Below are 24,200 nucleotides of genomic sequence, written 5' to 3' on the forward strand. Positions count from 1 at the left end.
ATACCTTAAAACAAAAAGCTATATAAAAACATAACTTAAAACAATGCAAAAAAGCCATCAACTTATAGTTGATGACTTCTGATGAGCCATGAAGGACTCGAACCTTCGACACCCTGATTAAAAGTCAGGTGCTCTACCAACTGAGCTAATGGCTCATAAAACTGGTGGAGGATGATGGATTCGAACCACCGAACCCGTAAGGGAGCAGATTTACAGTCTGATGCGTTTGGCCACTTCGCTAATCCTCCATATAAAGGTGGCTCGGGACGGAATCGAACCGCCGACACGAGGATTTTCAGTCCTCTGCTCTACCGACTGAGCTACCGAGCCATATCCATTGCAAAAAAATAAAGTGCGGAGGGATACCCCTTCCCACTTTAGTACGGTGAAAATATTAAACTGAAAAATGGCGGAACTGACGGGATTCGAACCCGCGATCTCCTGCGTGACAGGCAGGCATGTTAGGCCTCTACACCACAGTTCCCTATATTTTTCAAAAAAATGGTGCCGGCGAGAGGACTTGAACCCCCAACCTACTGATTACAAGTCAGTTGCTCTACCAGTTGAGCTACACCGGCACAATGGTGGAGGCTGAGGGGATCGAACCCCCGACCCTCTGCTTGTAAGGCAGATGCTCTCCCAGCTGAGCTAAGCCTCCTGGGTATGTATGGTAGCGGCGGAGGGGATCGAACCCCCGACCTCACGGGTATGAACCGTACGCTCTAGCCAGCTGAGCTACACCGCCATAACATAATTCTCTAGCTTGTCCTAAATGGCGGAGAGAGAGGGATTCGAACCCTCGCACCACTTTCGCAGTCTAACCCCTTAGCAGAGGGTCCCCTTATAGCCACTTGGGTATCTCTCCATATGAATGGACTCGCTTAGTGAAATTCTACAGATATTCAGATTATCAGCAAAGTGAATCTGAATATCAAGCATAATTCCAAGGTGTTACACCCTGAAAACTGGATCCGAAACTTTATTGCGTCTTATCTTTAGGATAAGCCCTCGACCGATTAGTATTGGTCAGCTCCATGCATTACTGCACTTCCACCCCCAACCTATCTACCTCGTCGTCTTCAAGGGGTCTTACATACTGGGAAATCTCATCTTGAGGGGGGCTTCACGCTTAGATGCTTTCAGCGCTTATCCCTTCCGTACATAGCTACCCAGCGGTGCTCCTGGCGGAACAACTGGTACACCAGCGGTACGTCCATCCCGGTCCTCTCGTACTAAGGACAGCTCCTCTCAAATTTCCTACGCCCACGACAGATAGGGACCGAACTGTCTCACGACGTTCTGAACCCAGCTCGCGTACCGCTTTAATGGGCGAACAGCCCAACCCTTGGGACCTACTTCAGCCCCAGGATGCGATGAGCCGACATCGAGGTGCCAAACCTCCCCGTCGATGTGGACTCTTGGGGGAGATAAGCCTGTTATCCCCAGGGTAGCTTTTATCCGTTGAGCGATGGCCCTTCCATGCGGTACCACCGGATCACTAAGCCCGACTTTCGTCCCTGCTCGACTTGTAGGTCTCGCAGTCAAGCTCCCTTCTGCCTTTGCACTCTTCGAATGATTTCCAACCATTCTGAGGGAACCTTGGGGCGCCTCCGTTACTCTTTAGGAGGCGACCGCCCCAGTCAAACTGCCCACCTGACACTGTCCTCGCACCGGATCACGGTACCAAGTTAGAACCTAGATACGATCAGGGTGGTATCCCAAGGATGCCTCCTCTCAAGCTGGCGCTCAAGATTCTACGGCTCCCACCTATCCTGTACAGATCGTACCCAAATTCAATATCAAGCTGCAGTAAAGCTCCATGGGGTCTTTCCGTCTTGTCGCGGGTAACCTGCATCTTCACAGGTATTAAAATTTCACCGGATCTCTCGTTGAGACAGCGCCCAAGTCGTTACGCCATTCGTGCGGGTCAGAATTTACCTGACAAGGAATTTCGCTACCTTAGGACCGTTATAGTTACGGCCGCCGTTTACTGGGGCTTCGGTTCATAGCTTCGCTCCGAAGAGCTTACCACTCCCCTTAACCTTCCAGCACCGGGCAGGCGTCAGCCCGTATACTTCGCCTTGCGGCTTCGCACAGACCTGTGTTTTTGCTAAACAGTCGCTTGGGCCTTTTCACTGCGGCCCCCTCGGGCTATTCACCCTACCGAGGCACCCCTTCTCCCGAAGTTACGGGGTCATTTTGCCGAGTTCCTTAACGAGAGTTCTTCCGCGCGCCTTAGAATTCTCTTCTCGCCTACCTGTGTCGGTTTGCGGTACGGGCACCTTCTCCTGGCTAGAGGCTTTTCTTGGCAGTCTGAGATCATGACCTTCGCTACTATAATTTTCGCTCCCCATCACAGCCCAGCCTTAACGATGTGCGGATTTGCCTACACATCAGCCTCACTGCTTAGACGGACATCCATCAGTCCGCGTCACTACCCTACTGCGTCACCCCATCGCTCATCACGGATTACGGTGGTACAGGAATTTCTACCTGTTGTCCTTCGACTACGCCTATCGGCCTCGCCTTAGGTCCCGACTTACCCTGAGCGGACGAACCTTCCTCAGGAACCCTTAGGCTTTCGGCGGATCTGATTCTCACAGATCTTTTCGTTACTCATACCGGCATTCTCACTTGAATGCAGTCCAGCGCTCCTTCCGGTACACCTTCAACCCGCATTCAACGCTCCCCTACCCCTGATGCAAAAGCATCAAGCCATAGCTTCGGTGGTGTGTTTAGCCCCGTTACATTTTCGGCGCAGAGTCACTCGACCAGTGAGCTATTACGCACTCTTTCAATGGTGGCTGCTTCTAAGCCAACATCCTGGTTGTCTGTGCAACTCCACATCCTTTCCCACTTAACACACACTTGGGGACCTTAGCTGATGGTCTGGGCTGTTTCCCTTTCGACAATGGATCTTAGCACTCACTGTCTGACTCCCGGAACTAAATCTATGGCATTCGGAGTTTGACTGAGCTTGGTAACCCTTGCGGGCCCCGCACCCAATCAGTGCTCTACCTCCACGATTCTGTTTTCCGAGGCTAGCCCTAAAGCTATTTCGGGGAGAACCAGCTATCTCCGGGTTCGATTGGAATTTCTCCGCTACCCCCACCTCATCCCCGCATTTTTCAACATGCGTGGGTTCGGGCCTCCAGTGCGTGTTACCGCACCTTCACCCTGGACAGGGGTAGATCACCCGGTTTCGGGTCTACGTCCACGTACTCATTCGCCCTATTCAGACTCGCTTTCGCTGCGGCTTCAGCTCTTCACCTTAACCTTGCACGGGAACGTAACTCGCCGGTTCATTCTACAAAAGGCACGCCATCACCCATCGATCGGGCTCTGACTTCTTGTAAGCACACGGTTTCAGGATCTATTTCACTCCCCTTCCGGGGTGCTTTTCACCTTTCCCTCACGGTACTGCTTCACTATCGGTCGCCAGGGAGTATTTAGCCTTGGCAGATGGTCCTGCCGGATTCATACGGGGTTTCACGTGCCCCGCACTACTCGGGATCCGTCTCGGAGGGAACAAGTTTTGAACTACAGGGCTTTTACCTTCTCTGGCGGGCCTTTCCAGACCTCTTCATCTAACCGGTTCCTTTGTAACTCCATGTGAGACGTCCCACAACCCCAAGGAGCAAGCTCCTTGGTTTGGGCTAATCCGCGTTCGCTCGCCGCTACTGACGGAATCACTATTGTTTTCTCTTCCTCAGGGTACTTAGATGTTTCAGTTCCCCTGGTCTGCCTCTCACTCACCTATGAATTCAGTGAGTAGTGACTGTCGATGAAGACAGCCGGGTTTCCCCATTCGGACATCCCCGGATCAAAGCTTGCTTACAGCTCCCCGAGGCTTTATCGTTGTTCGCCACGTCCTTCGTCGGCTCCTGGCGCCTAGGCATCCTCCGTGTGCTCTTTGTAGCTTAACCTAGTATCTACATTGTAAATACGATATGCTACCTTTATTTCACTTGTTTACACAAGATCAGCTTAAAGGAATATTCTAAAACGCAATTTCGTTTCGGTATCCAGTTTTCAAGGTGCAATAATAAATCTTTTGGTGGAGCCAAGCGGGATCGAACCGCTGACCTCCTGCTTGCAAGGCAGGCGCTCTCCCAGCTGAGCTATGGCCCCAAAAGAAAATATAAAATTTATGGTGGGCCCTAGTGGACTCGAACCACCGACCTCACCCTTATCAGGGGTGCGCTCTAACCAGCTGAGCTAAGGGCCCATAATAAACCACCAAAGAAAGTTTTTCTTTAGTGGTTGCGCTTGGCGGCGTCCTACTCTCCCAGGACCCTGCGGTCCAAGTACCATCGGCGCTGGAGGGCTTAACGGTCGTGTTCGGGATGGGTACGTGTGGAACCCCTCCGCTATCGCCACCAAACGCTTGAGAGTTTGAACTCTCAAAACTGAGCAACGAGTGAGTAACAGGCCTAAACCTGAGTTTTGAAGCTTACGCTTCATATTTGAATGTTTCCATCGCAGGAAACGATTCTCCATAGAAAGGAGGTGATCCAGCCGCACCTTCCGATACGGCTACCTTGTTACGACTTCACCCCAATCATCTACCCCACCTTCGGCGGCTGGCCCCTTGCGGTTACCTCACCGACTTCGGGTGTTGTAAACTCTCGTGGTGTGACGGGCGGTGTGTACAAGACCCGGGAACGTATTCACCGCGGCATGCTGATCCGCGATTACTAGCAATTCCGACTTCATGTAGGCGAGTTGCAGCCTACAATCCGAACTGAGACCGGCTTTTCTAGGATTGGCTCCACCTCGCGGCTTCGCTTCCCGTTGTACCGGCCATTGTAGTACGTGTGTAGCCCAGGTCATAAGGGGCATGATGATTTGACGTCATCCCCACCTTCCTCCGGTTTGTCACCGGCAGTCTGCTTAGAGTGCCCAGCTTGACCTGCTGGCAACTAAGCATAAGGGTTGCGCTCGTTGCGGGACTTAACCCAACATCTCACGACACGAGCTGACGACAACCATGCACCACCTGTCTCCTCTGTCCCGAAGGAAAGGTCTATCTCTAGACCAGTCAGAGGGATGTCAAGACCTGGTAAGGTTCTTCGCGTTGCTTCGAATTAAACCACATACTCCACTGCTTGTGCGGGTCCCCGTCAATTCCTTTGAGTTTCAGTCTTGCGACCGTACTCCCCAGGCGGAATGCTTAATGTGTTAACTTCGGCACCAAGGGTATCGAAACCCCTAACACCTAGCATTCATCGTTTACGGCGTGGACTACCAGGGTATCTAATCCTGTTTGCTCCCCACGCTTTCGCGCCTCAGCGTCAGTTACAGCCCAGAGAGTCGCCTTCGCCACTGGTGTTCCTCCACATCTCTACGCATTTCACCGCTACACGTGGAATTCCACTCTCCTCTTCTGCACTCAAGCTCCCCAGTTTCCAGTGCGACCCGAAGTTGAGCCTCGGGATTAAACACCAGACTTAAAGAGCCGCCTGCGCGCGCTTTACGCCCAATAATTCCGGACAACGCTTGCCCCCTACGTATTACCGCGGCTGCTGGCACGTAGTTAGCCGGGGCTTTCTTCTCAGGTACCGTCACTCTTGTAGCAGTTACTCTACAAGACGTTCTTCCCTGGCAACAGAGCTTTACGATCCGAAAACCTTCATCACTCACGCGGCGTTGCTCCGTCAGGCTTTCGCCCATTGCGGAAGATTCCCTACTGCTGCCTCCCGTAGGAGTCTGGGCCGTGTCTCAGTCCCAGTGTGGCCGATCACCCTCTCAGGTCGGCTACGCATCGTCGCCTTGGTAGGCCTTTACCCCACCAACTAGCTAATGCGCCGCAGGCCCATCCACAAGTGACAGATTGCTCCGCCTTTCCTCCTTCTCCCATGCAGGAAAAGGATGTATCGGGTATTAGCTACCGTTTCCGGTAGTTATCCCTGTCTTTTGGGCAGGTTGCCTACGTGTTACTCACCCGTCCGCCGCTAGGTTATGTAGAAGCAAGCTTCTATATAACCTCGCTCGACTTGCATGTATTAGGCACGCCGCCAGCGTTCGTCCTGAGCCAGGATCAAACTCTCCATTAAAGACCAACCGAAGCTGGTTATAGAAAGAGCGATTAGCTCATTTTGAAACTGACGAGATAAAATATCTCATTGTTTGATTTTGCGAACAAAATCAGTTTACTCACTCGTTGTTCAGTTTTCAAAGATCAAACCTTCATTATGCCTTACTTTGCTTCATCACCGCATCTCAGCGGCGACTTAATTAATATAACACACACTCGGGATTTAAGTCAACACTTTTTTAAATTATTTTTCAATTTCATTTAAGCATTGCTCACACAAAAAAATTCCCGGGCTTTAAAAGCCGAGAATTAATGTATCACATTTTTGAATTCGTCGTCAACTATAATTCAAAAAATAAAACAATACCGCATCGGACTCACCAATACCCACTTTTTTTGGCACACTCTCCTTCCCTACAATAACGTTTCACACGGCCTGTCCGAACAATATTATTTTCAATCCCAGTAAAAGCGCAATGCCTGGCAAACCTAATATCGTTACTGCTCCCATCGTCACTGGGTTAATCGGAATGTACACCTGTGTAATCCATCCTGAATAATTGATAACATACAGTGCAATGGCTGCCAGAGCCATATGCGCGCCGAATACTACAAACCAACCGATCCCCAGATGTTTTTTGAGGACTAGATACATCAGTATTCCGGTACAAGCAATCAAGACAAGCCAGACTACCCCTCTCATTCCGCTCTCCGTTTGTGAACCCGGTCAGTATCATTGGCATACCCCGGTTCATCTGCTGGCAGGTGAAAACGATGTAACCCTTGTTGCTTTGCGCTTTTTAAATGTATTTGATATTTACGCTCTGCAGCTTCCAGGACAAAAATGGCGTAGTCGATTTCATCCTTACCCGTAGCTTCATGAAATAAACGATGCGCTCTTAACCATTCCGCATGCGAAGCTCGAATCTGAGCAAACAATTCCTGGCGATACTCTGCTTCTGATTTTCCATTCTCCTGACGACGGAAATTTTGTTTCATCCGTTCCCACATTCATTCATCCTCCTCACAAGCTGAATTATGTGTACAGTCTGCAAGACCACCTTATTCATACTTATTGAGTAGAGGACAAACTTAGAACTGGGAACGTCTATAAAGGCATCTATTACTGCAAATAAAAAAGGAGCCATAACGGCTCCCTAAGCGAGTCAAGGATGTCCCAAGGACATTTCAGACTCATAAATTATAACGTATAACTACACCTACTAATTAAGCTCTCTGCGGCCTTCTAGCGCTTTGGACAGGGTGACCTCGTCGGCATACTCCAAATCCCCGCCCACGGGCAAACCGTGAGCAATACGAGTAACCTTGATTTCAAAAGGACGCACTAGCCGCGAAATGTACATAGCCGTGGCCTCTCCCTCAATGTTCGGATTCGTAGCCAGGATCAACTCCTTGACACGTTCATCACTTAGCCTGGTCAGCAACTCCTTGAGTTTGATATCCTCAGGGCCAATTCCCTCCATCGGAGAGATTGCCCCGTGAAGTACATGGTACAAACCCTCAAACTCCTTGGTACGCTCCATAGCGACCAAATCCTTAGCATCCTGAACAACACAAATGACGGAAGCATCCCTCGTCTTATCCTGACAGATCCTACAAGGGTCCGTATCTGTAATGTTACCGCAGACTGAACAAAAGTGAAGATTGCGTTTTACATTGACCAGCGCTTTGGCAAAATCAATCACATCATCTTCCTTCATTTTCAGTACGTGAAAAGCCAACCGGGCAGCTGTTTTGGGGCCTACTCCCGGCAGGCGCGTAAAAGCATCAATCAGCTTTGCAATCGGCTCGGGATAATGCAATAGCGTGTTTCTCCTTTATGAGCAGACTAGAACAAGCCCGGAATTTTCATGCCACCTGTAAATTTACCCATATCATCATTAGCCAGTTCATCCGCTTTGGACAAAGCATCATTGACTGCAGTGAGTACGAGATCTTGCAGCATTTCTACATCATCAGGATCTACAGCTTCCGGTTTGATTGTGATGGACAACACCTTTTTATGTCCACTTACCTCTACAGTTACCACACCGCCACCAGAAGAACCTTCGATTACTTTCCCACCAAGCTCCTCTTGGGCTTTCAGCATTTGTTCCTGCATTTTTTTCACTTGCTTCATCATTTGGTTCATATTGTTCATTTCAATCATCTCCTTTAATGAAGTATACATCTACATTTGATTATTCTTTAATGACTACCAGATCTTCCCCGAAAAGCTGAATCGCTTCATCAATCCAGGGCTCCTTGGACTTTCCCGGCGCATCATGCTCCGGCTCCAGTTGCAATTCTTCGGCAGGTTGGTCAGAAACTCCTTCAATCGCAGCATTCCAATCCTTTTGCATCATCGTTACCAAACGATAAGGATGCTCCAACTGCTCATGTAAAACCTTCTCGATGACCTGCTTATTGGCAGGTTTTTCGGTAGTTTCACGATGAATGTTGTTCTTAAACGCGACCAATACACTGTCCTCTAACACAGAAACCGGCTCACCATCCATAAACCAAGCATGAACCGTAACTTTCGCCTCTTTTACCCCTTGTAAAATCTGGCTCCACTTACGCCCCACCGCTGCGAATGCTTCGCTTGACTTCTCAGCAATATAGCGATCCAACTGAGAAGGGAGTTTGGCCGGCGCTGAAAGACGTGGAGCAGGGGCACGACCACCAGAAGCCTGACGGCCGCCTGACGGTGTCTCCTGACCCGCCCCAACAGCCAAACCACCTTGCATTGCACGTTCCAGCTTCTTTTCCAGCTCAGCAAGCTGGCGTTTTAACATGGCCACATCTTCCTGGCCAGCTGCAGCACCAGAGCGCTGTGCAGTCGGCTGAGCAGCAGTTCCCGCTTCCCCCGGAATGCTGCATAACTTCAATAGAGCTACCTCAAATAAAGTTTGGGGCTGAACCGCATATTTCATCTCGCCCTGATAACGATTAAGGGTGTCGATCATTGCAAAGAGCTGCTCCTTGGTAAAAGCATCCGCCACTTCCTTAAACTGCTCCGGATTCAGCACTCGCTCCGTCATTTTGGTCGCCTGCGGCACCATCTTGATCATTAGCAGATCTCGGAAATAGTACAGAAGATTCTCCATACACTTATCCGCACTTTTCCCTTCCTGCATAAAGTTCTCGATCAATTGGAGCACTGTGCCTACATCTTCTTTCAGTAATGCCAAGGCCAATTTACCGAATTGCTCGGATGCGATCCCGCCCGTCATATCCAACACCTGCTGATACGTAACCCGGCCATCAGTAAACGAGGATATCTGATCCAAAACACTAACCGCATCTCGCATCCCGCCATCTGAAAGACGTGCAATATATTGCAGTGCATCCAAATCAGCTTGGATGTTCTCCTGTTGGCATATCAGGTCAAGCCGCTCTGTCTGCTCCTCCAGCGATACTCGCCGGAAGTCAAAACGCTGGCAACGCGAAATAATTGTCGCGGGAATCCGATGCGGCTCTGTCGTAGCCAATATAAACATTACGTGTGGCGGCGGCTCTTCCAGCGTCTTGAGCAGCGCATTGAACGCTTCCGTCGTCAGCATGTGCACTTCATCAATGATATAAACCTTGTGCCGCACTTCTGTGGGCGCATATTTGACTTTATCGCGCAAATCACGAATCTCTTCAACACCCCGGTTAGAGGCTGCGTCAATCTCCTGTACATCCATGACCGCTCCGGCCGTGATCCGTTTACAGGCTTCGCATTCGTTGCAAGGTTCCGGCGCAGGTCCATGCTCACAGTTGATTGCCTTGGCCAAAATTTTGGCCGCACTGGTCTTACCCGTTCCTCGCGGACCACTGAACAGGTAGGCATGGGACGTGCGATTTTCGCGGATGGCATTCTGCAATGTCTGGATAATATGCTGTTGTCCTACCATGTCCTTGAAAGCCTGCGGCCGCCAAGCACGGTACAACGCTATATGTTCCAATGCGCGTTCCCTCTTTCCCATTCACTTTCATGACCATTTATGGTCACTTCATTATACTATACTCCCGTCCGAATCTAAACTAGACACATTTCAATTTATAAACACAAAAAAACATCTTCGCATAATTGCCAAGATGTTCTAATTACTAATATAAACCGTGCACCTGTTATTGATCGTTGTGATCCGAGCGGCAACCCTGAACAACAACTCGGGCTAGGCAACCCTCCGGCACAAGAGTGGGCTTGCTTATGGCTGCTTCCTTCCGGACCTGACCAGGTTCACAAGTACTCATTGCGGAGGACCCAACCGTCAACATTGTGCGCAGGGACCAGCCTCACATCAACAACACCTCTAACAGGAATTCAACCTCGCTATAGCGGATTGCGAGTTACAGGGCACCGCTACCTCCCCATCTAGCACGGTGAAAATAAGTATATCGCATGGTTGCACAAAATGCAAATAGCAAATAACGACAAAAAGAGCCTCCTGCAATTGCAGAAGGCTCTAATAACTTTATCTCTTGCGGCAACTTATTAAATACCGTATTTCTTCTTGAAACGATCCACACGTCCACCAGCATCAATAAACTTCTGCTTACCTGTGAAGAACGGATGGCAAGCGGAGCAAATCTCTACACGCAGAGATTCTTTTACAGAACCAGTTTCAAACGTATTCCCGCAAGCGCAAGTAACATTAGTTACGTTATACTTCGGTTGAATAGCCTGTTGCATTAACTTTCACCTCTTTCCGCCCTGAACGTCCTATCAGCCCAGAGTTGTATGAACACATGTTCAAATTATAGCACTTGAATATAAGTGTTTCAACATCTTTTTAGTACACAAAACAGTGTAAGATCAGTGTGTTTTAAATATCTTCCGACCGTTTAGCTTCTGGCAAATTTGGGACGTGCCAGCCCTTGCGGCGGCACATGAGTGTAAGAACCGATAACCACATCCGGCAGTTCCTCACGATAAATCTCAAGCATTTGCTTCATACCAAGTATCTCCCCTTGAGCCGGTGGAATCAATTCCAGATAGCTTTCAGGATCAATATTCAGATTACGCATTTGAATCAGCTTGAGCTTAGTGCGTTTGGCAAATTCAATCATTGCCTCAATTTCTTCCTCCCGGTCTGTTACACCCGGAAAAATCAAATAGTTGATGGACGTATACACTCCCTGCTCTGACGCATAACGGAGTGACTTTTCCACATTAGCAAGCGTGTATCCGCGCGGCTTGTAATACGCATTGTAATGGTCGTCCAATGCACTAATTGTACTTACTCGCATAAGATCAAGACCCGCATCCACAATTCCCCGGATATGATCATTCAGTCCCGCATTCGTGTTGATATTAATATACCCCATATCTGTAACGGAACGCACTTCTTTGATCGCATCAATAATCAGTTTGGCTTGAGTGGAGGGCTCACCTTCACAACCTTGCCCAAAACTGATGATAGACTCAGGTGTCTTCAAATGTTCCAACATAACTTCTACAATCTCTTCCACGCGGGGACGAAAGTTCATTCTTGTCTGCGGAGATACAAAACCACTGTCATCCGGCTGTTCAGATATACAGCCAAAGCAACCCGCATTACAAGAATAAGATACCGGAACTCCCCCTTCCCAGCGATTCAGGAACGTATTCGAAGAAGTAAGACATTCGTACCCCAGCGCACAGTTAGACAAATGCTGGTACAGCCTATTTTCGGGATACTGTTCTGTCATTCGCTGAACTCCCAATTTAACTTGATTGCGGTCGCAGTTTTCGGGATTCCATTTGGAAGGACTGTCACTCTGCTCTGCTGTTACATAAAATGCCCCATCTTTCCAGACAACGGCCGAATAACCGAACAAGGGGAGTTTATACTCCTTATCCGTCTTCACATATCCCGGCAGACACAGGCGTGTAAAACCTTGCGGTAACAAAGCCCCTACTGCCTGCATATCTCCCGGAAGAGAGACCATTTCCCCTGTTTCAGGGTTCATACCGACCGGGCGGGTGCTGGGCAGGCTTACCAGTGTGGCTCCTTCCGGCAACGGAATAAGCTCATCCTCCATGATTTCAACAATCATGTCTGCACTACGGGCAAGCCCATACAAAGAAGCATGATCATATACATTGCCTTTTTCGTCGGCATACACCAAATACATTATGGAGCTCCTTTCGTTCCATTAAGCGCACCATTAACCAAAAGGATGGTAATGGCTGTCTACTTACAGAACAGATAAAATACATGAATTGGGTTTAATTGGTTGTGGCGGGAACCGACGCTGTGGTAGAACGCGTAGTTCTTCGTTGTTGACCACCAGAGCTACCTTGCGAACCGCTGGAAGAAGGTGCTGTCAAATCAAACGAAGCTAAAAACTCAGCGTTAGTTTTGCTGTTACGCAGCTTTTTGAGGAAGCCTTCCACAAAGTCATGGCTTTCCGTCATATTTTTACGAATAGCCCAGATCGTATCTAATTCTTCCTTTTTCAACAGTACTTCCTCACGACGTGTACCGGAACGCCGAATATCAATCGCAGGAAAGATACGACGTTCTGCCAGTTTGCGGTCCAAATGCAGCTCCATGTTACCTGTGCCTTTGAACTCTTCATAAATGATATCGTCCATACGAGATCCTGTATCAATCAGCGCTGTGGCAAGAATCGTCAAGCTACCGCCTTCCTCCACATTCCGAGCTGCACCAAAAAAGCGTTTTGGACGGTGAAATGCTGCCGGATCAATACCCCCACTCAAAGTACGACCAGAAGGAGGGATAACGAGATTGTACGCACGAGCCAACCGTGTAATACTATCCAACAGGATGACAACATCCTTTTTATGTTCTACGAGACGCAGTGCACGCTCCAACACCAGTTCTGCCACTTTAATGTGATTTTCAGGAAGTTCATCAAATGTAGAGGCCACAACTTCACCTTTGACAGAACGCTGCATGTCCGTCACTTCTTCAGGGCGTTCATCAATCAACAAGACAAATAGCTCAATCTCGGGATTGTTGGTAGAAATGCTATTGGCAATTTCTTTGAGGAGAAGCGTCTTCCCAGCTTTGGGAGGTGCCACAATAAGTCCGCGCTGTCCAAGTCCGACAGGGGCCAGTACATCCATAATTCTCGTAGACAAATGGTTGGGGGAAGTTTCAAGGACTAATTTGGTTTGCGGATACAGTGGAGTCAGTGCAGGAAAATGTAGCCGCTCAGCAGCTTGCTCAGGACTTCTTCCATTGACGGCGTTAACTTGAAGCAATCCAAAATACCGTTCATTTTCTTTTGGCGTTCGGCACTTACCGGAAACAAGATCGCCTGTTCTCAAGTCAAACTTGCGGATTTGTGAAGCAGAGATGTAAATATCTTCGGTACTCGGGAGATAATTGATCGGCCTCAGAAAGCCGTAACCTTCAGGAAGTATTTCCAGAACACCCTGCATAAACATTAATCCACTCTTCTCAGCTTGTGCGCGCAGGATGGCGAAAATCAATTCTTTCTTCTTGAGCGTTCCGTAGTACGGGATCTGGTATTGCTTGGCCAGCTTGTACAGGTCGGTCAGCTTCATTTCTTCCAGATCGGAAATTTGCAGATCCATATAATAACCACCTATTCAATTATTAAGTCCATTCATACATCTAAATGATAGACAATGATATCATAAACACCATCAACATAATTTTAACCAAAACAAATAAAGTTATGCAGCCAACTGCCTGGATTATACCGAATTATTCCGGTTTTTTGATAAAAGATTGTTAGGTATGAACCAAATCTTATATCAAGCAGCGGCTGCATAGGTGTTACCTGTTTTATCGCTTTGGTTACGACGAGTTCATACAAAGGACAGACATGGTTTAATTACTCAGTCTGCCGCCATACATCTGCGCCCAGAAGGCGCAGGTTGGAGACGAGGTGATCATAACCACGGTCAATATACTCGACACCTGCCACCTCAGTTACCCCTTCGCTTACTGTAAGCCCAGCAATGACAAGGGCCGCTCCAGCGCGCAGATCTGCAGCCTTCACTTTAGCCGCATTCAGTTGACCACCCTCAATAATGGCAGACCGACCCTCTACGCGAATTTTAGCCCCCATTCGCACCAGTTCAGGGACGTGCTTAAAACGATTGCTGTACACAAAATCGCTCAACACACTGACACCCTGAGCCTGGGTTAGCAAGCTGGTCATGGGAGATTGTAAATCCGTGGGGAAGCCAGGGTATACCAAGGCTTTAACGTCGACATGCCCATAGGAAGGTGCACCCAGTACGCGAATACTTTCATCATATTCCTCGATGCCGATGCCCATTTCCTGCATTTTGGCAGTGAGAGCCTCCATATGTTTGGGGATTACATTGTCAATCAATACATTTCCACGGGTTGCCGCAGCAGCAATCATATATGTGCCTGCTTGTATACGGTCAGGTATGATGGAATGACGGCAGCCATGCAGCTCCGACACACCTTCAATACGAATCGTCTCCGTTCCAGCGCCTTTAATAATCGCCCCCATGGAGTTTAACAGAGTTGCTACATCTATAATCTCAGGCTCTTTAGCCGCATTTTCGATAGTTGTGGCGCCTTTGGCACGTGCGGCCGCCAGCATAATATTAATGGTTGCCCCTACGCTGCTGACATCCAAATAAATCTTGGTGCCGCGCAGTTCTTTGGCGTGCAAATGAATAGCGCCGTGCTCGTTCGTAACCGTGGCACCCAGCGCCTCAAAACCTTTGATATGCTGATCAATGGGCCGGGGTTCAAAATTACATCCTCCTGGCAAACCGATGATCGCTTCCTTGAATCTGCCCAGCATGGCCCCCATCATATAATAAGAGGCTCGTAATTTCTTAACAGGTCCATTCGGCATAGGAATGGATTTAATGGAGGAAGGGTCTATCTTCATCTGGCTACCTTCCCAGGCAACCTTTGCGCCAAGCTCCTCCAATATCTCGGAATACACCGCCACATCACTGAGCAGCGGCAAATTATCCAAAATGACTTCCGACTCTGCCAGAATGGCTGCGGGAATCAAGGCGATGGCACTGTTTTTGGCACCGCTGATGGAAACTGTACCCTGAAGCGGCCGTCCACCGGTGATCATCAATTTTTCCATAAGCTTGAGGGTCCCCCTACGTGTTTTGCAGTCGGTCAAACAATGAACTGAAACCATAAACTTTCAACTTTTTAAGTGGTTAAAATGGAAAGACACCGGCTAAGCGGTGTGCTTTCCATACCAAACTATTCAACTGTACAGATTTAAATGTTTTGTGCAGCATAAATACAGCTACAATGAAAAAAATGCATTCAGTCTATGCAGTCGCATGACTAGTTGGAACATTATTACGCTTTGTTGTTGGAACCGAACTCACGGATTTTACCGATAACAGTTTGTTTAATCGCTTCACGACCTGGTTGGATGAATGTACGTGGATCGTAAGCATCTGGTTTTGCAGCAAGCACTTCACGAACCACTTTCGCAAATGCGATTTGGTTTTCAGTGTTTACGTTGATTTTGGAAGTACCCAGGGAAATGGATTTTTGGATGTCATGTGTAGGGATACCTGTTCCGCCATGAAGAACGAGTGGCAGTTTCACGGCATTGCGAATTTCTTCCATTTCTTTAAAGCCCAGGTTTGGCTCACCTTTGTATGGTCCATGAACAGAACCCAGTGCAGGAGCCAGTGTGTCGATGCCTGTTTCTTTAACGATACGTACACAATCGTCCAGCTTAGCGTACATTACGTCACCTACAACATCATCTTCTTGACCGCCAACCATTCCAACTTCAGCTTCAACGGAAACGCCTTTGGAATGTGCATATTCAACAACTTTCTTCGTTGTTTCAATATTTTTCTCGATTGGGCTGTGGGAATCGTCAATCATAACGGATGTGAAACCAGCGTCGATCGCTTCTTTACATTTGTCAAAGCTAGAACCGTGGTCCAAGTGAATTGCAACTGGAACCGTAATTTTCATGTCATGAATAAGACCTTCTACCATTTTAACAACAGTGTAGAATCCGCCCATGTGACGTGCTGCGCCTTCAGAAACACCCAAGATTACTGGGGATTTTTCTTCTTCAGCAGCGCCCAAGATAGCTTGAGTCCACTCTAGGTTATTAATATTGAATTGACCTACTGCATACTTTCCTTCGAGTGCTTTGTTCAACATGTCTTTCATAGATACCAATGGCATGGTTACAGTCCTCCTAAAGGTGTTTGGGTTTGTCTATATTTTTAGCCGACATCACATACGGGCTTATTATACCACAACCCATGTTAAATACTAAACAAGCTTTTGCATATCAACACATACAAAAATCACGCCCAGGACGCCGTTTTTCCATAGAATTGTATAAGGAGAGGATTTACTTTCAGTATTTCCCATAATCACAAACAAAAAACCCTGTTTTGTTAACAGAGTTCTCAACCAAAATGACTTACCTAGTCACCTCTGAGTTGTTTGTTCACGGCGATCCGCATTTCATCAATATCAAAGGGCTTGGTAAAATGCATAAGTGCACCTAGCTCCGTCGCCTCTTTAATCATGTCCAGTTCTCCATACGCTGTCATCATAATAACCTTGATATCGGGATTCATGCTTTTTAGGTGCTTCAGAATTTCGAGTCCGTCCATACCTGGAATTTTCATATCGAGCAGAACCAGATCAGGTGGTTCCTTCTCAACAATCTCAAGAGCAATTTTCCCGTTCGCTGCCTGAAAGGTCTCATAACCCTCACTTCCGAACACTTCCATCAGTAAAATCCGTATTCCATTCTGGTCATCGACGATTAATACTTTTTTCTTTTCCAATGTTTTAACCTCCTAAGATCTTAAAACGAGGATCATGCAGCTATTGCCATAACAGCGTCCGATGACGTACAATATCCGTCCCATACCTAAAACTATATTCGCTCCTGCAAAAAGAAAATCCTTCTCATATACATAATTGTGGAATATTCTTTCATAATCAGGAAGCATGGGATAAAAAAAGACCTCCCAAAGGAGGTCTTTCAAGCTGAAGCATTAACCTTGAAGCTGCAATGCCGCCTTTACAAATTCACGGAACAAAGGCTGTGGACGATTCGGACGGGAAGTAAATTCTGGATGGAATTGTACCGCCAGGAACCATGGATGCTCAGGAAGCTCCACAATTTCCACCAAACGTCCATCCGGTGAAGTACCAGAAATACGAAGGCCTGCTTTTTCAATAACTTCACGATATTCGTTATTGAATTCGTACCGATGACGATGTCTCTCGTATACCAGCTCGTCGTTGTAGCAAGCCGATGCCAGGGAACCTTCCACCAGTTTACATGGATACAAGCCAAGACGCATGGTACCGCCCAAATCTTCGATGTCTTTTTGGTCAGGAAGCAAGTCAATGACAGGGTAATCGGTAGCCGGGTTAATTTCCGAGCTGTTGGCTCCTTCGAGACCGGCCAGGGAACGAGCAACCTCTATAACAGATACCTGCATACCCAGGCAAATACCGAAAAACGGAATTTTTTGCTCCCGTGCATAACGAATGGTGCTGATTTTACCTTCAATTCCGCGATCGCCGAAGCCACCCGGTACGAGAATACCGCCAATGCCGCCCAGCATGTCAGCTACGTTCTCGTCCGTTACTTCTTCAGCGTTCACCCAACGGATTTTCACGTCCGCATTTGCATCAAATCCAGCGTGGGAAAGTGACTCAACAACACTTAAATACGCATCATGTAACGCAACATATTTACCAACAATAGCAATTTCAACCGTTTTGTCCAACTTGCTGATTCGATCAACTAACCCTTCCCATTCGGTCATATCTGGTGCAGGTGTTGTCAGCTTCAGGTGGTTAACTACGATTTCGTCCAAACCTTCTTCACGCAGGTTCAACGGAACCTCGTAGAGAGTCGAAGCATCGCGGCATTCTACCACTGCATTCGCATCAATATCGCAGAACAATGCAATTTTAGCCTTCATGTCGGAGGACAATTCATGCTCTGTACGGCAAACAATAACATTCGGTTGAATGCCGATACTGCGCAGTTCTTTTACACTGTGCTGAGTTGGTTTTGTTTTAACCTCACCAGCAGCTTTAATATAAGGAATGAGCGTTACGTGAATGTACATCACATTCTCGCGCCCAACTTCACTTTTGAGCTGACGAATGGCTTCCAAAAATGGCAAGCTTTCAATATCGCCTACAGTACCGCCGATTTCCGTAATAATGACATCCGAACCCGCTTCACGGCCTGCACGGTACACGCGCTCCTTGATTTCGTTCGTAATATGAGGGATAACCTGTACTGTACCACCCAAATATTCTCCGCGACGCTCTTTGCTGATCACGCTGGAATATACCTTGCCTGTTGTGACATTGCTGTTCTTGGACAGATTAATATCAATAAAGCGCTCATAGTGTCCCAAGTCAAGATCCGTTTCCGCACCATCATCCGTTACAAACACTTCACCGTGCTGGTAAGGGCTCATAGTACCCGGATCGACATTCAGGTAAGGATCAAATTTTTGAATCGTTACCTTCAGTCCCCTGTTCTTCAAAAGCCTCCCCAGTGAAGCTGCCGTAATCCCTTTGCCCAAGGAAGACACAACCCCGCCTGTCACAAAAATATACTTCGTCACTGTTCAAAACCCTCCTAGATAAGATGCAAAAATTCAGGCGACATTATGATGTTATCGTAACCCGTTTGCACGGATTATCATCCATGAAGAAGGCAGCGGTTATATTTTCCAATCCGCCGCCCTTAGCCCTCTTTCATGAGTGAAAACACCCCTATAAAAAACAAAAAAGCACTCCCGTAGTACGGGGCACTTTTATACAAAAAGCAAACATATAAGTGAATCAATCATAAGCCCAAGCAATAGTTTACCCCGTGTCCAATCCGCTGTCAAGGAAGTTATCTGTGTTAATTTGTCCATTGAACCAGATTGGAATAAATCTATCTGAAAGCTATAAATCAGCAGGGGTTTCAAGAAAACGGTCATGAAAAAGGGGAGAGCGTATCTCCCCTTTCAACCTGTTCCTAACGAAGTGAATCGTCGTCGTCTTCGATCGACTCATCATCATTTTCATCATCTGTATCTTCCTCATCACTGAGGTCTTCATCGTCAATAACTACGTCATCGTCACTATCATCGTCATCTTCTCCGTCGAACAGCTCGTCTTCGCCATCCTCGTCTTCGCTATCTGCATCGAAGTCGTCATCGGAGTTGTATGTTTCTTCTTCCTCATGATAGTCATCTTCATCGTCATCGTCTTCATCGTTAATAATACGAGGACGCTTGGCGCCTGTCAGGGCATCTTCGGATTTATCTACCGGATACCAACGTTTCAAGCCCCACAAATTCGTACCGACACAGGCAAAACGCCCGTCAATGTTGATTTCAGTATATAGCTGAGCAATAACGTCATTAATTTCTTCGTCGGACAAGCCGCGCAATTTGGCGACTTCATTCATCAGGTCACGGTAATAATATGGAGTATTGGCTGCTTTCAATACCATAAATGCCAAATCCACCATTGGAGTCTCGTGGACTTTCTCCGGGTCAATCTTCAAGTTGAGTGGTGTACTCACCTAGGGACACTTCCTCTCACACGTAATTCACAAGAACATGTTTCAGAGCATACACGATACATGCAATACTAACATATCCATTATCAAAACTAAGTAAAACCTATTTGGAAGCAAATTGCAAGTTAAACATGGGTATCGTCATAATTTCCAAGAATATCCCTCTGCACAAGACGGCACACGTAAAAAGACGGGGTTCCCCCCGCCTCCGACTGTACCCGCTCCGGGAGAGGCCTCCCAAAGTTGTTGCACAAGAGCTTATGCCCTCCATGTATCGTATGTGTCCACAGCTACTTTGACACGACAAGCAGGCCTATTTCCATAAAAAAGGGGCAAGTTTCCCATGCCGTAGCTGACGCTTGCTCATACAATACCTCAGCATGGCTCATCGGAGGGGGACCGTCTCAAATGGACTATCCGGATTTTTTGCAGCGTTTGCATGAGGGTATTTCGGAGCCGTCCGGCAGTGGACGGAACAAACAGATTATCACATTCGATAAGCCTCACCAATACCGGGAATGTCTGTCCTATCTCAGGAAGCTGAAACCTGAGCTTGTGGGATTACGGCAAGTACAACCGGCTAGGCTAATCCGTGCTCTCATCGCTCCGCTTTCAGGGGGAGACAGGCTGGGCAAATATCACCACGGTGTTACCGTTGAAGAAGATACCCGCATAAAGGTTCACGCAGAAACGGCTTATATGCCGAAAGCAGAGAAAAACCTTTCCATGCCATGGGGAGTTAAACAGGTACGTGCATACAAGGCTTGGCCTTCCTCGACAGGGAATCGGGTCAGGATCGGTGTGATCGACACAGGAGCGGATTTTCATCATCCTGATCTTCGCCATTCCCTCGCCAGAGGTATCAATTTGTTGAACCGGACCATGCTACCCTATGACGACAATGGCCACGGTACCCATATTGCTGGAACCATCGCGGCATCCAACTATGATGAAGGTATGGTTGGCGTAGCACCACGGGCTTTAATTCATCCTGTAAAAGCATTTGATCATAATGGAGCCGCCTATGTCTCTGACATCATTCTCGGTATCGACTGGTGCGTATTAAATCGTGTCGATATTATTAATATGAGCTTTGGCATGAAGTCGCGCAGCAAGGCACTACTTGATATGGTGAATAAAGCATATCATAACGGCATTGTAATCGTAGCTTCCTCGGGAAATGAGGGCAAGCGTCGAAGTATTGACTATCCAGCCCGCTATTCCCAGACGATTTCAGTCGGAGCTACCGACAAATACAGACGTATCGCTCCTTTCAGCAATCGGGGGCAATTCGTAGACGTGTATGCACCTGGTGAGAAGATCAGATCCTCCTGGATTCATGGAAAGCATCATGAAATGAGCGGCACCTCTATGGCTACTTCCCATGTGACCGGGAGCATCGCACTTCTCCTTTCACTGAAACCGGAGCTGGAGCCTGGAGAAATTAAAGCACTGCTTAAACGCACCGCCACACCGCTACGCCTTCGTAAAAGCGCCGGACGCAGTTCCATCTCCACCAAGCTTGGAGAAGTGGATGCCTTCCGATTGATGCAGGAGGGCACAAAGTGAACCACGATCTGATGATACTAAACCTCTATTGTTGAACCTGGCTCCACAGAATGAACTTCTCTGGCAGGACCTCCATGTGCATTATTTTCTTCTCTTATCAACACATCTCGTACAAGGTCGGTCTGCGGTTTTGGTGCATGAACGAGTACAGCCTGTTTGCTAGGCAGATCCTTCAACATTTGCCTCACATCCGATAATCCCTGATGCACCTTGTAAGTCAAATGCCGAGCTATACAGATGTCATTGGAGTCCGCACGTTCCAACAGATGCTTTCCAAAAGAACCATTGGAAGCATGACCGGTCAAAATCACACTGTTCCTAATGCTTTCTCCGCTGTCCATATCATTCAGCATATGGCGGTTATCCGACAGATATTGATAATACCAACGTGCCTGCGGGGAATCCATCATGCCGTCCCTTGTTACAATAATAGTGGCCGTGTTCCGTTCTAGCAGACTTATTCGTTCCGCAGCATCACGAGGCACGAACACCCTGTCACTGTTTAACACATGTTTTATTCGCGTGGAAGCTCCCGGCCGTAGCCACTCTCTCCAGCGATTTAACTGTTTCAATCCGTGCCACAGGTCAGGCTCTACAATTATTGCTTGTTCAGGGAATTGCTCACTGGCCCATACGATCAACTCCTGTCCTCTGCCAAAGGCAGGCACTGGCAACAACACATGACCGCCAGACCATAATATCTGCTCCATCTCGACCCTCAGCCGCTCCAACTTAACAGGCTGCGGGTCTATATCCATGCCATAGGCATTGTCCATGATAGATATGTCCACTAGATAGGACTGTGGCTTGCATTCAGGAAGGTCATCTATCCCCTCCCCCATACACAAGTCCGGTGCATCGGCAGCAAGCAGCTCAGACTCACGGCTATAGTCTCCAGAAAAGAACAACCGCTTCCCTTCCATTTCTATGATATACCACACTGCACCAGCCAAATGTCCACTGCGTCCCCACATTATTCTCACACCCGGACAAGCTTCACACCACACTCCTGAAGGCGCTTCGTCTTCTAGATAGCGATAGGTAATGGATTGGATATCCTGTTCACTGTAAGGCAATTCACCACCTCTCGATTCAACATAAGTCTGCCAGGAGCGAAAATAGGAGCCCAGCTGCTCAGCGGTGGCCTTGGTCGTCCAGACCTCTCCCCGGTATCCATACTTGTACAGTAAGGGGAGCGCCATGGAATGATCCTCATGTGCATGGGACAGCAAAACAGTAGTTAGCTCCTTCACCTTCTGTGGCGGAAAAATCGGATATTGCCCGATTCCTTCCTTTTTTACGCCACAATCCAGCATGATATGATGCTGCTTTCCTTCAAAAACATAACAGGAGCGGCCATGTTCGCCCGCTCCGCCCCAAATCCTAAGCTTGGTCATCATCATTTCCACTTTCTTCGCGAGTTTAAGCTTTCCATTAAGATTAGTAGCAGTGTGGTCAATCCAACCGATATAACAGCCATCGCCATGCCAAGCGACACCTGTCCCTGCTCAAACTGGGCAAATATATAGGTTGCAGACGTTTGGACGGATGGCGGTAAAATCAGCAATGATCCTACCAGCTCCCGTGAAGCAATGGTAAAGGTCATCATCCAACCAGCGAGCATCCCCGGTACAATCAGCGGCAATACAATCCGGCGGAATATGTAAGACGGTCGCCCGCCAAATACTTGTCCCGCCTGAAAAAGAGTATGATCCACCTGTGTAAAAGCGCTTTTGACATACTGAACTGTATAAGGGACAAACAAAATTACATACGTCAGAATAACCATGCCGTATGTGTTATACAACGGAATCGGCATCCACGGCGAGTTCCACCACAAAATCAGACCCACCACCATAACAATTCCCGGCACTGTATTCGGAAGCAAGCTGAATGCATCAACTGTCTGTTGGATTTTCGTGCGTGATCCACCGATAACCAGCGCAAACCAGGTCCCCAGCACCACAGCAATCGTCGATGCACCCAAAGAGAGAAATACACTATTCAGTAGCGCTTCCATGCTTTCTGAGCCCCACGACAGCAGTTCCTTGTAATAATCGAGTGTAAGGTTGTCCCATGCCAATCCGATTCCCCGCAGCTTCATGGAGGAGGCCGCGATAATTGAAAAGTAAGGGATACCAATAGCTGCGATGAGCAGCAATAGGATGAATGTGACACTCAGTGCTGTAGTCCAGCTGGATACACGAAAACGAGAAGGTCGCGAACCTTTACCCCCTACCAGTCTGTACGTGAACTTTCGATTGATCACCGATTGCACATACCACATAAGCAGGCAGGCCGTTAACAACACCGAAGCCATTGATATTGCTTTGCCAAAATCAATGGGCCAGCTGGAAATATATTTGTGAATTTCAGAAGTCATGACCTCATACCCGATACGGCGCCCAAAGGTAGCGGGTGTGCCAAACTCAGCAATCGTTTTAACGAAAATGAGCAGCGCACCCATTCCGTATGCCGATAACAGCAACGGTAAAATGATTCGACGGAACCTGTACAGAAATCCCCCGCCCATGACCGCACCTGCCTCTTCCAGACTCCCGCCAATCCTCACCAGCGCCCCGCGCAGCAGCAGGTACAAGAATGGAAACAGATGCAGGCTCATGATCATCACCATGCCACCAAGGCTGAAGAAGGAAGCCGTTAAGAAATGCAGGTCCGGGAACAACTGTTCCAGATACCCGTTTTTTTGCATAAACAGAATCCATCCCATGGACCCGATATAGGGCGGAGTCATAAACGGAATCAGCAGCACGACATCCAACCAGCGCCAGTGTGCAAGTCGGGTGTTGGACATGATCCAGGCTAGCGGAAGTGCAAGGGCAGTCGTTCCTGCGATCACACAGATGCCTAGCCAAATTGAACTGAATAGCACTCCTGCAAATTGAGAAGCAGCTAACGTTCGAAAAGGCGCTACCCATTGAAATTTCCCTTCAACATACACACTTTGGATGGAGATTTGCAGCAATGGCAGTACAATTAGGAAAAGAAGCGCGATCAGAGCTAGTGTCAGAGACCATCCCCTGATGTGTTTAACAGACAAACCTCCCATCGG

Annotated in this window: 16 protein-coding genes, 10 tRNA genes, 3 rRNA genes and 1 other RNA gene; 1 reads left to right on the forward strand and 29 read right to left on the reverse strand. The window is 48.0% G+C overall.

All coding sequences use genetic code 11. From position 1 onward, the window contains the following. Positions 1-82 precede the first annotated feature (82 nt). The 27 genes from ACXHJ2_RS23100 to rpoE all read right to left on the reverse strand — a co-directional run bounded on the left by ACXHJ2_RS23100 (position 83) and on the right by rpoE (position 19,561). A tRNA-Lys gene (locus ACXHJ2_RS23100) sits at positions 83-155 on the reverse strand. Between the two features lie 7 nt (positions 156-162). Further along, positions 163-248 (reverse strand) — tRNA-Tyr (locus ACXHJ2_RS23105). A 9-nt stretch (positions 249-257) separates the two neighbouring features. Then, positions 258-330 (reverse strand) — tRNA-Phe (locus ACXHJ2_RS23110). A 77-nt stretch (positions 331-407) separates the two neighbouring features. After that, positions 408-484: transfer RNA gene (locus ACXHJ2_RS23115), tRNA-Asp, on the reverse strand. A gap of 18 nt (positions 485-502) precedes the next feature. Further along, positions 503-578: transfer RNA gene (locus ACXHJ2_RS23120), tRNA-Thr, on the reverse strand. 4 nt (positions 579-582) lie between these two features. Beyond that, positions 583-658: transfer RNA gene (locus tag ACXHJ2_RS23125), tRNA-Val, on the reverse strand. A gap of 10 nt (positions 659-668) precedes the next feature. Next, a tRNA-Met gene (locus ACXHJ2_RS23130) sits at positions 669-745 on the reverse strand. 28 nt (positions 746-773) lie between these two features. Then, positions 774-865, reverse strand: a tRNA-Ser gene (locus ACXHJ2_RS23135). Positions 866-996: 131 nt separating this feature from the next. After that, a 23S ribosomal RNA gene (locus ACXHJ2_RS23140) occupies positions 997-3,926 on the reverse strand. 129 nt (positions 3,927-4,055) lie between these two features. Further along, positions 4,056-4,131 (reverse strand) — tRNA-Ala (locus ACXHJ2_RS23145). Positions 4,132-4,151: 20 nt separating this feature from the next. Then, positions 4,152-4,228 (reverse strand) — tRNA-Ile (locus ACXHJ2_RS23150). A gap of 39 nt (positions 4,229-4,267) precedes the next feature. Continuing rightward, positions 4,268-4,384: ribosomal RNA gene (rrf, locus tag ACXHJ2_RS23155) — 5S ribosomal RNA — on the reverse strand. Positions 4,385-4,502: 118 nt separating this feature from the next. Continuing rightward, positions 4,503-6,056: ribosomal RNA gene (locus ACXHJ2_RS23160) — 16S ribosomal RNA — on the reverse strand. The 16S, 23S and 5S rRNA genes sit together here with 10 tRNA genes alongside, the layout of an rRNA operon. A 408-nt stretch (positions 6,057-6,464) precedes the next feature. Beyond that, a complete protein-coding gene (locus ACXHJ2_RS23165) occupies positions 6,465-6,740 on the reverse strand; it encodes a pro-sigmaK processing inhibitor BofA family protein (RefSeq protein ID WP_165084109.1) in 276 nt (91 codons plus the stop codon). Continuing rightward, positions 6,737-7,048, reverse strand: a complete 312-nt coding sequence (locus tag ACXHJ2_RS23170; protein ID WP_025676300.1) for a DUF2508 family protein — start codon at positions 7,046-7,048, stop codon at positions 6,737-6,739. Before ACXHJ2_RS23170 ends, ACXHJ2_RS23165 begins: the two co-directional genes overlap by 4 nt. 212 nt (positions 7,049-7,260) lie before the next feature. After that, on the reverse strand, positions 7,261-7,860 hold the full coding sequence (recR, locus tag ACXHJ2_RS23175; RefSeq protein WP_013368785.1) for a recombination mediator RecR: 600 nt from the start codon (positions 7,858-7,860) through the stop codon (positions 7,261-7,263). A gap of 26 nt (positions 7,861-7,886) precedes the next feature. Next, a complete protein-coding gene (locus ACXHJ2_RS23180; protein ID WP_013368784.1) occupies positions 7,887-8,198 on the reverse strand; it encodes a YbaB/EbfC family nucleoid-associated protein in 312 nt (103 codons plus the stop codon). A 40-nt stretch (positions 8,199-8,238) separates the two neighbouring features. Then, positions 8,239-9,990 (reverse strand): DNA polymerase III subunit gamma/tau, encoded by a 1,752-nt coding sequence (dnaX, locus tag ACXHJ2_RS23185; protein ID WP_165084111.1) that lies wholly within the window; start codon positions 9,988-9,990, stop codon positions 8,239-8,241. Positions 9,991-10,145: 155 nt separating this feature from the next. Next, positions 10,146-10,412, reverse strand: an RNA gene (ffs, locus tag ACXHJ2_RS23190) — signal recognition particle sRNA large type. 111 nt (positions 10,413-10,523) lie between these two features. After that, positions 10,524-10,721 carry a 50S ribosomal protein L31 gene (gene rpmE, locus ACXHJ2_RS23195; RefSeq protein WP_013368781.1) on the reverse strand — a complete coding sequence of 66 codons (198 nt, stop codon included), beginning with the start codon at positions 10,719-10,721 and terminating at the stop codon, positions 10,524-10,526. A 152-nt stretch (positions 10,722-10,873) separates the two neighbouring features. Beyond that, entirely contained in the window at positions 10,874-12,145 is a 1,272-nt protein-coding gene (locus ACXHJ2_RS23200) for a radical SAM protein (RefSeq protein WP_165084113.1), read from the reverse strand. 94 nt (positions 12,146-12,239) lie between these two features. Next, entirely contained in the window at positions 12,240-13,577 is a 1,338-nt protein-coding gene (gene rho, locus ACXHJ2_RS23205; RefSeq protein ID WP_013368779.1) for a transcription termination factor Rho, read from the reverse strand. Positions 13,578-13,840: 263 nt separating this feature from the next. Further along, positions 13,841-15,094, reverse strand: coding sequence for a UDP-N-acetylglucosamine 1-carboxyvinyltransferase (locus ACXHJ2_RS23210; protein ID WP_013368778.1), 1,254 nt, complete (start codon positions 15,092-15,094; stop codon positions 13,841-13,843). 227 nt (positions 15,095-15,321) lie between these two features. Continuing rightward, positions 15,322-16,176, reverse strand: coding sequence for a class II fructose-1,6-bisphosphate aldolase (fba, locus tag ACXHJ2_RS23215; RefSeq protein WP_013368776.1), 855 nt, complete (start codon positions 16,174-16,176; stop codon positions 15,322-15,324). 248 nt (positions 16,177-16,424) lie between these two features. Then, complete coding sequence (locus ACXHJ2_RS23220; protein ID WP_014599366.1) at positions 16,425-16,793, reverse strand: response regulator; 369 nt, start codon at positions 16,791-16,793, stop codon at positions 16,425-16,427. A 213-nt stretch (positions 16,794-17,006) separates the two neighbouring features. Then, on the reverse strand, positions 17,007-18,608 hold the full coding sequence (locus ACXHJ2_RS23225) for a CTP synthase (protein ID WP_013368772.1): 1,602 nt from the start codon (positions 18,606-18,608) through the stop codon (positions 17,007-17,009). Positions 18,609-19,009: 401 nt separating this feature from the next. Further along, on the reverse strand, positions 19,010-19,561 hold the full coding sequence (gene rpoE, locus ACXHJ2_RS23230; RefSeq protein WP_013368770.1) for a DNA-directed RNA polymerase subunit delta: 552 nt from the start codon (positions 19,559-19,561) through the stop codon (positions 19,010-19,012). A gap of 405 nt (positions 19,562-19,966) precedes the next feature. Between rpoE and ACXHJ2_RS23235 the strand changes: the two genes are divergently transcribed. Beyond that, entirely contained in the window at positions 19,967-21,127 is a 1,161-nt protein-coding gene (locus ACXHJ2_RS23235) for a S8 family peptidase (RefSeq protein ID WP_013368769.1), read from the forward strand. Positions 21,128-21,144: 17 nt separating this feature from the next. On the opposite strand, the gene ACXHJ2_RS23240 is transcribed toward ACXHJ2_RS23235, so the two are convergent. Next, positions 21,145-22,530, reverse strand: a complete 1,386-nt coding sequence (locus ACXHJ2_RS23240; RefSeq protein ID WP_165084115.1) for an MBL fold metallo-hydrolase — start codon at positions 22,528-22,530, stop codon at positions 21,145-21,147. After that, positions 22,527-24,197, reverse strand: coding sequence for an ABC transporter permease (locus ACXHJ2_RS23245; protein WP_165084117.1), 1,671 nt, complete (start codon positions 24,195-24,197; stop codon positions 22,527-22,529). Before ACXHJ2_RS23245 ends, ACXHJ2_RS23240 begins: the two co-directional genes overlap by 4 nt. Between the last annotated feature and the right edge of the window lie 3 nt (positions 24,198-24,200).

The organism is Paenibacillus sp. ALE3 (assembly GCF_054113405.1).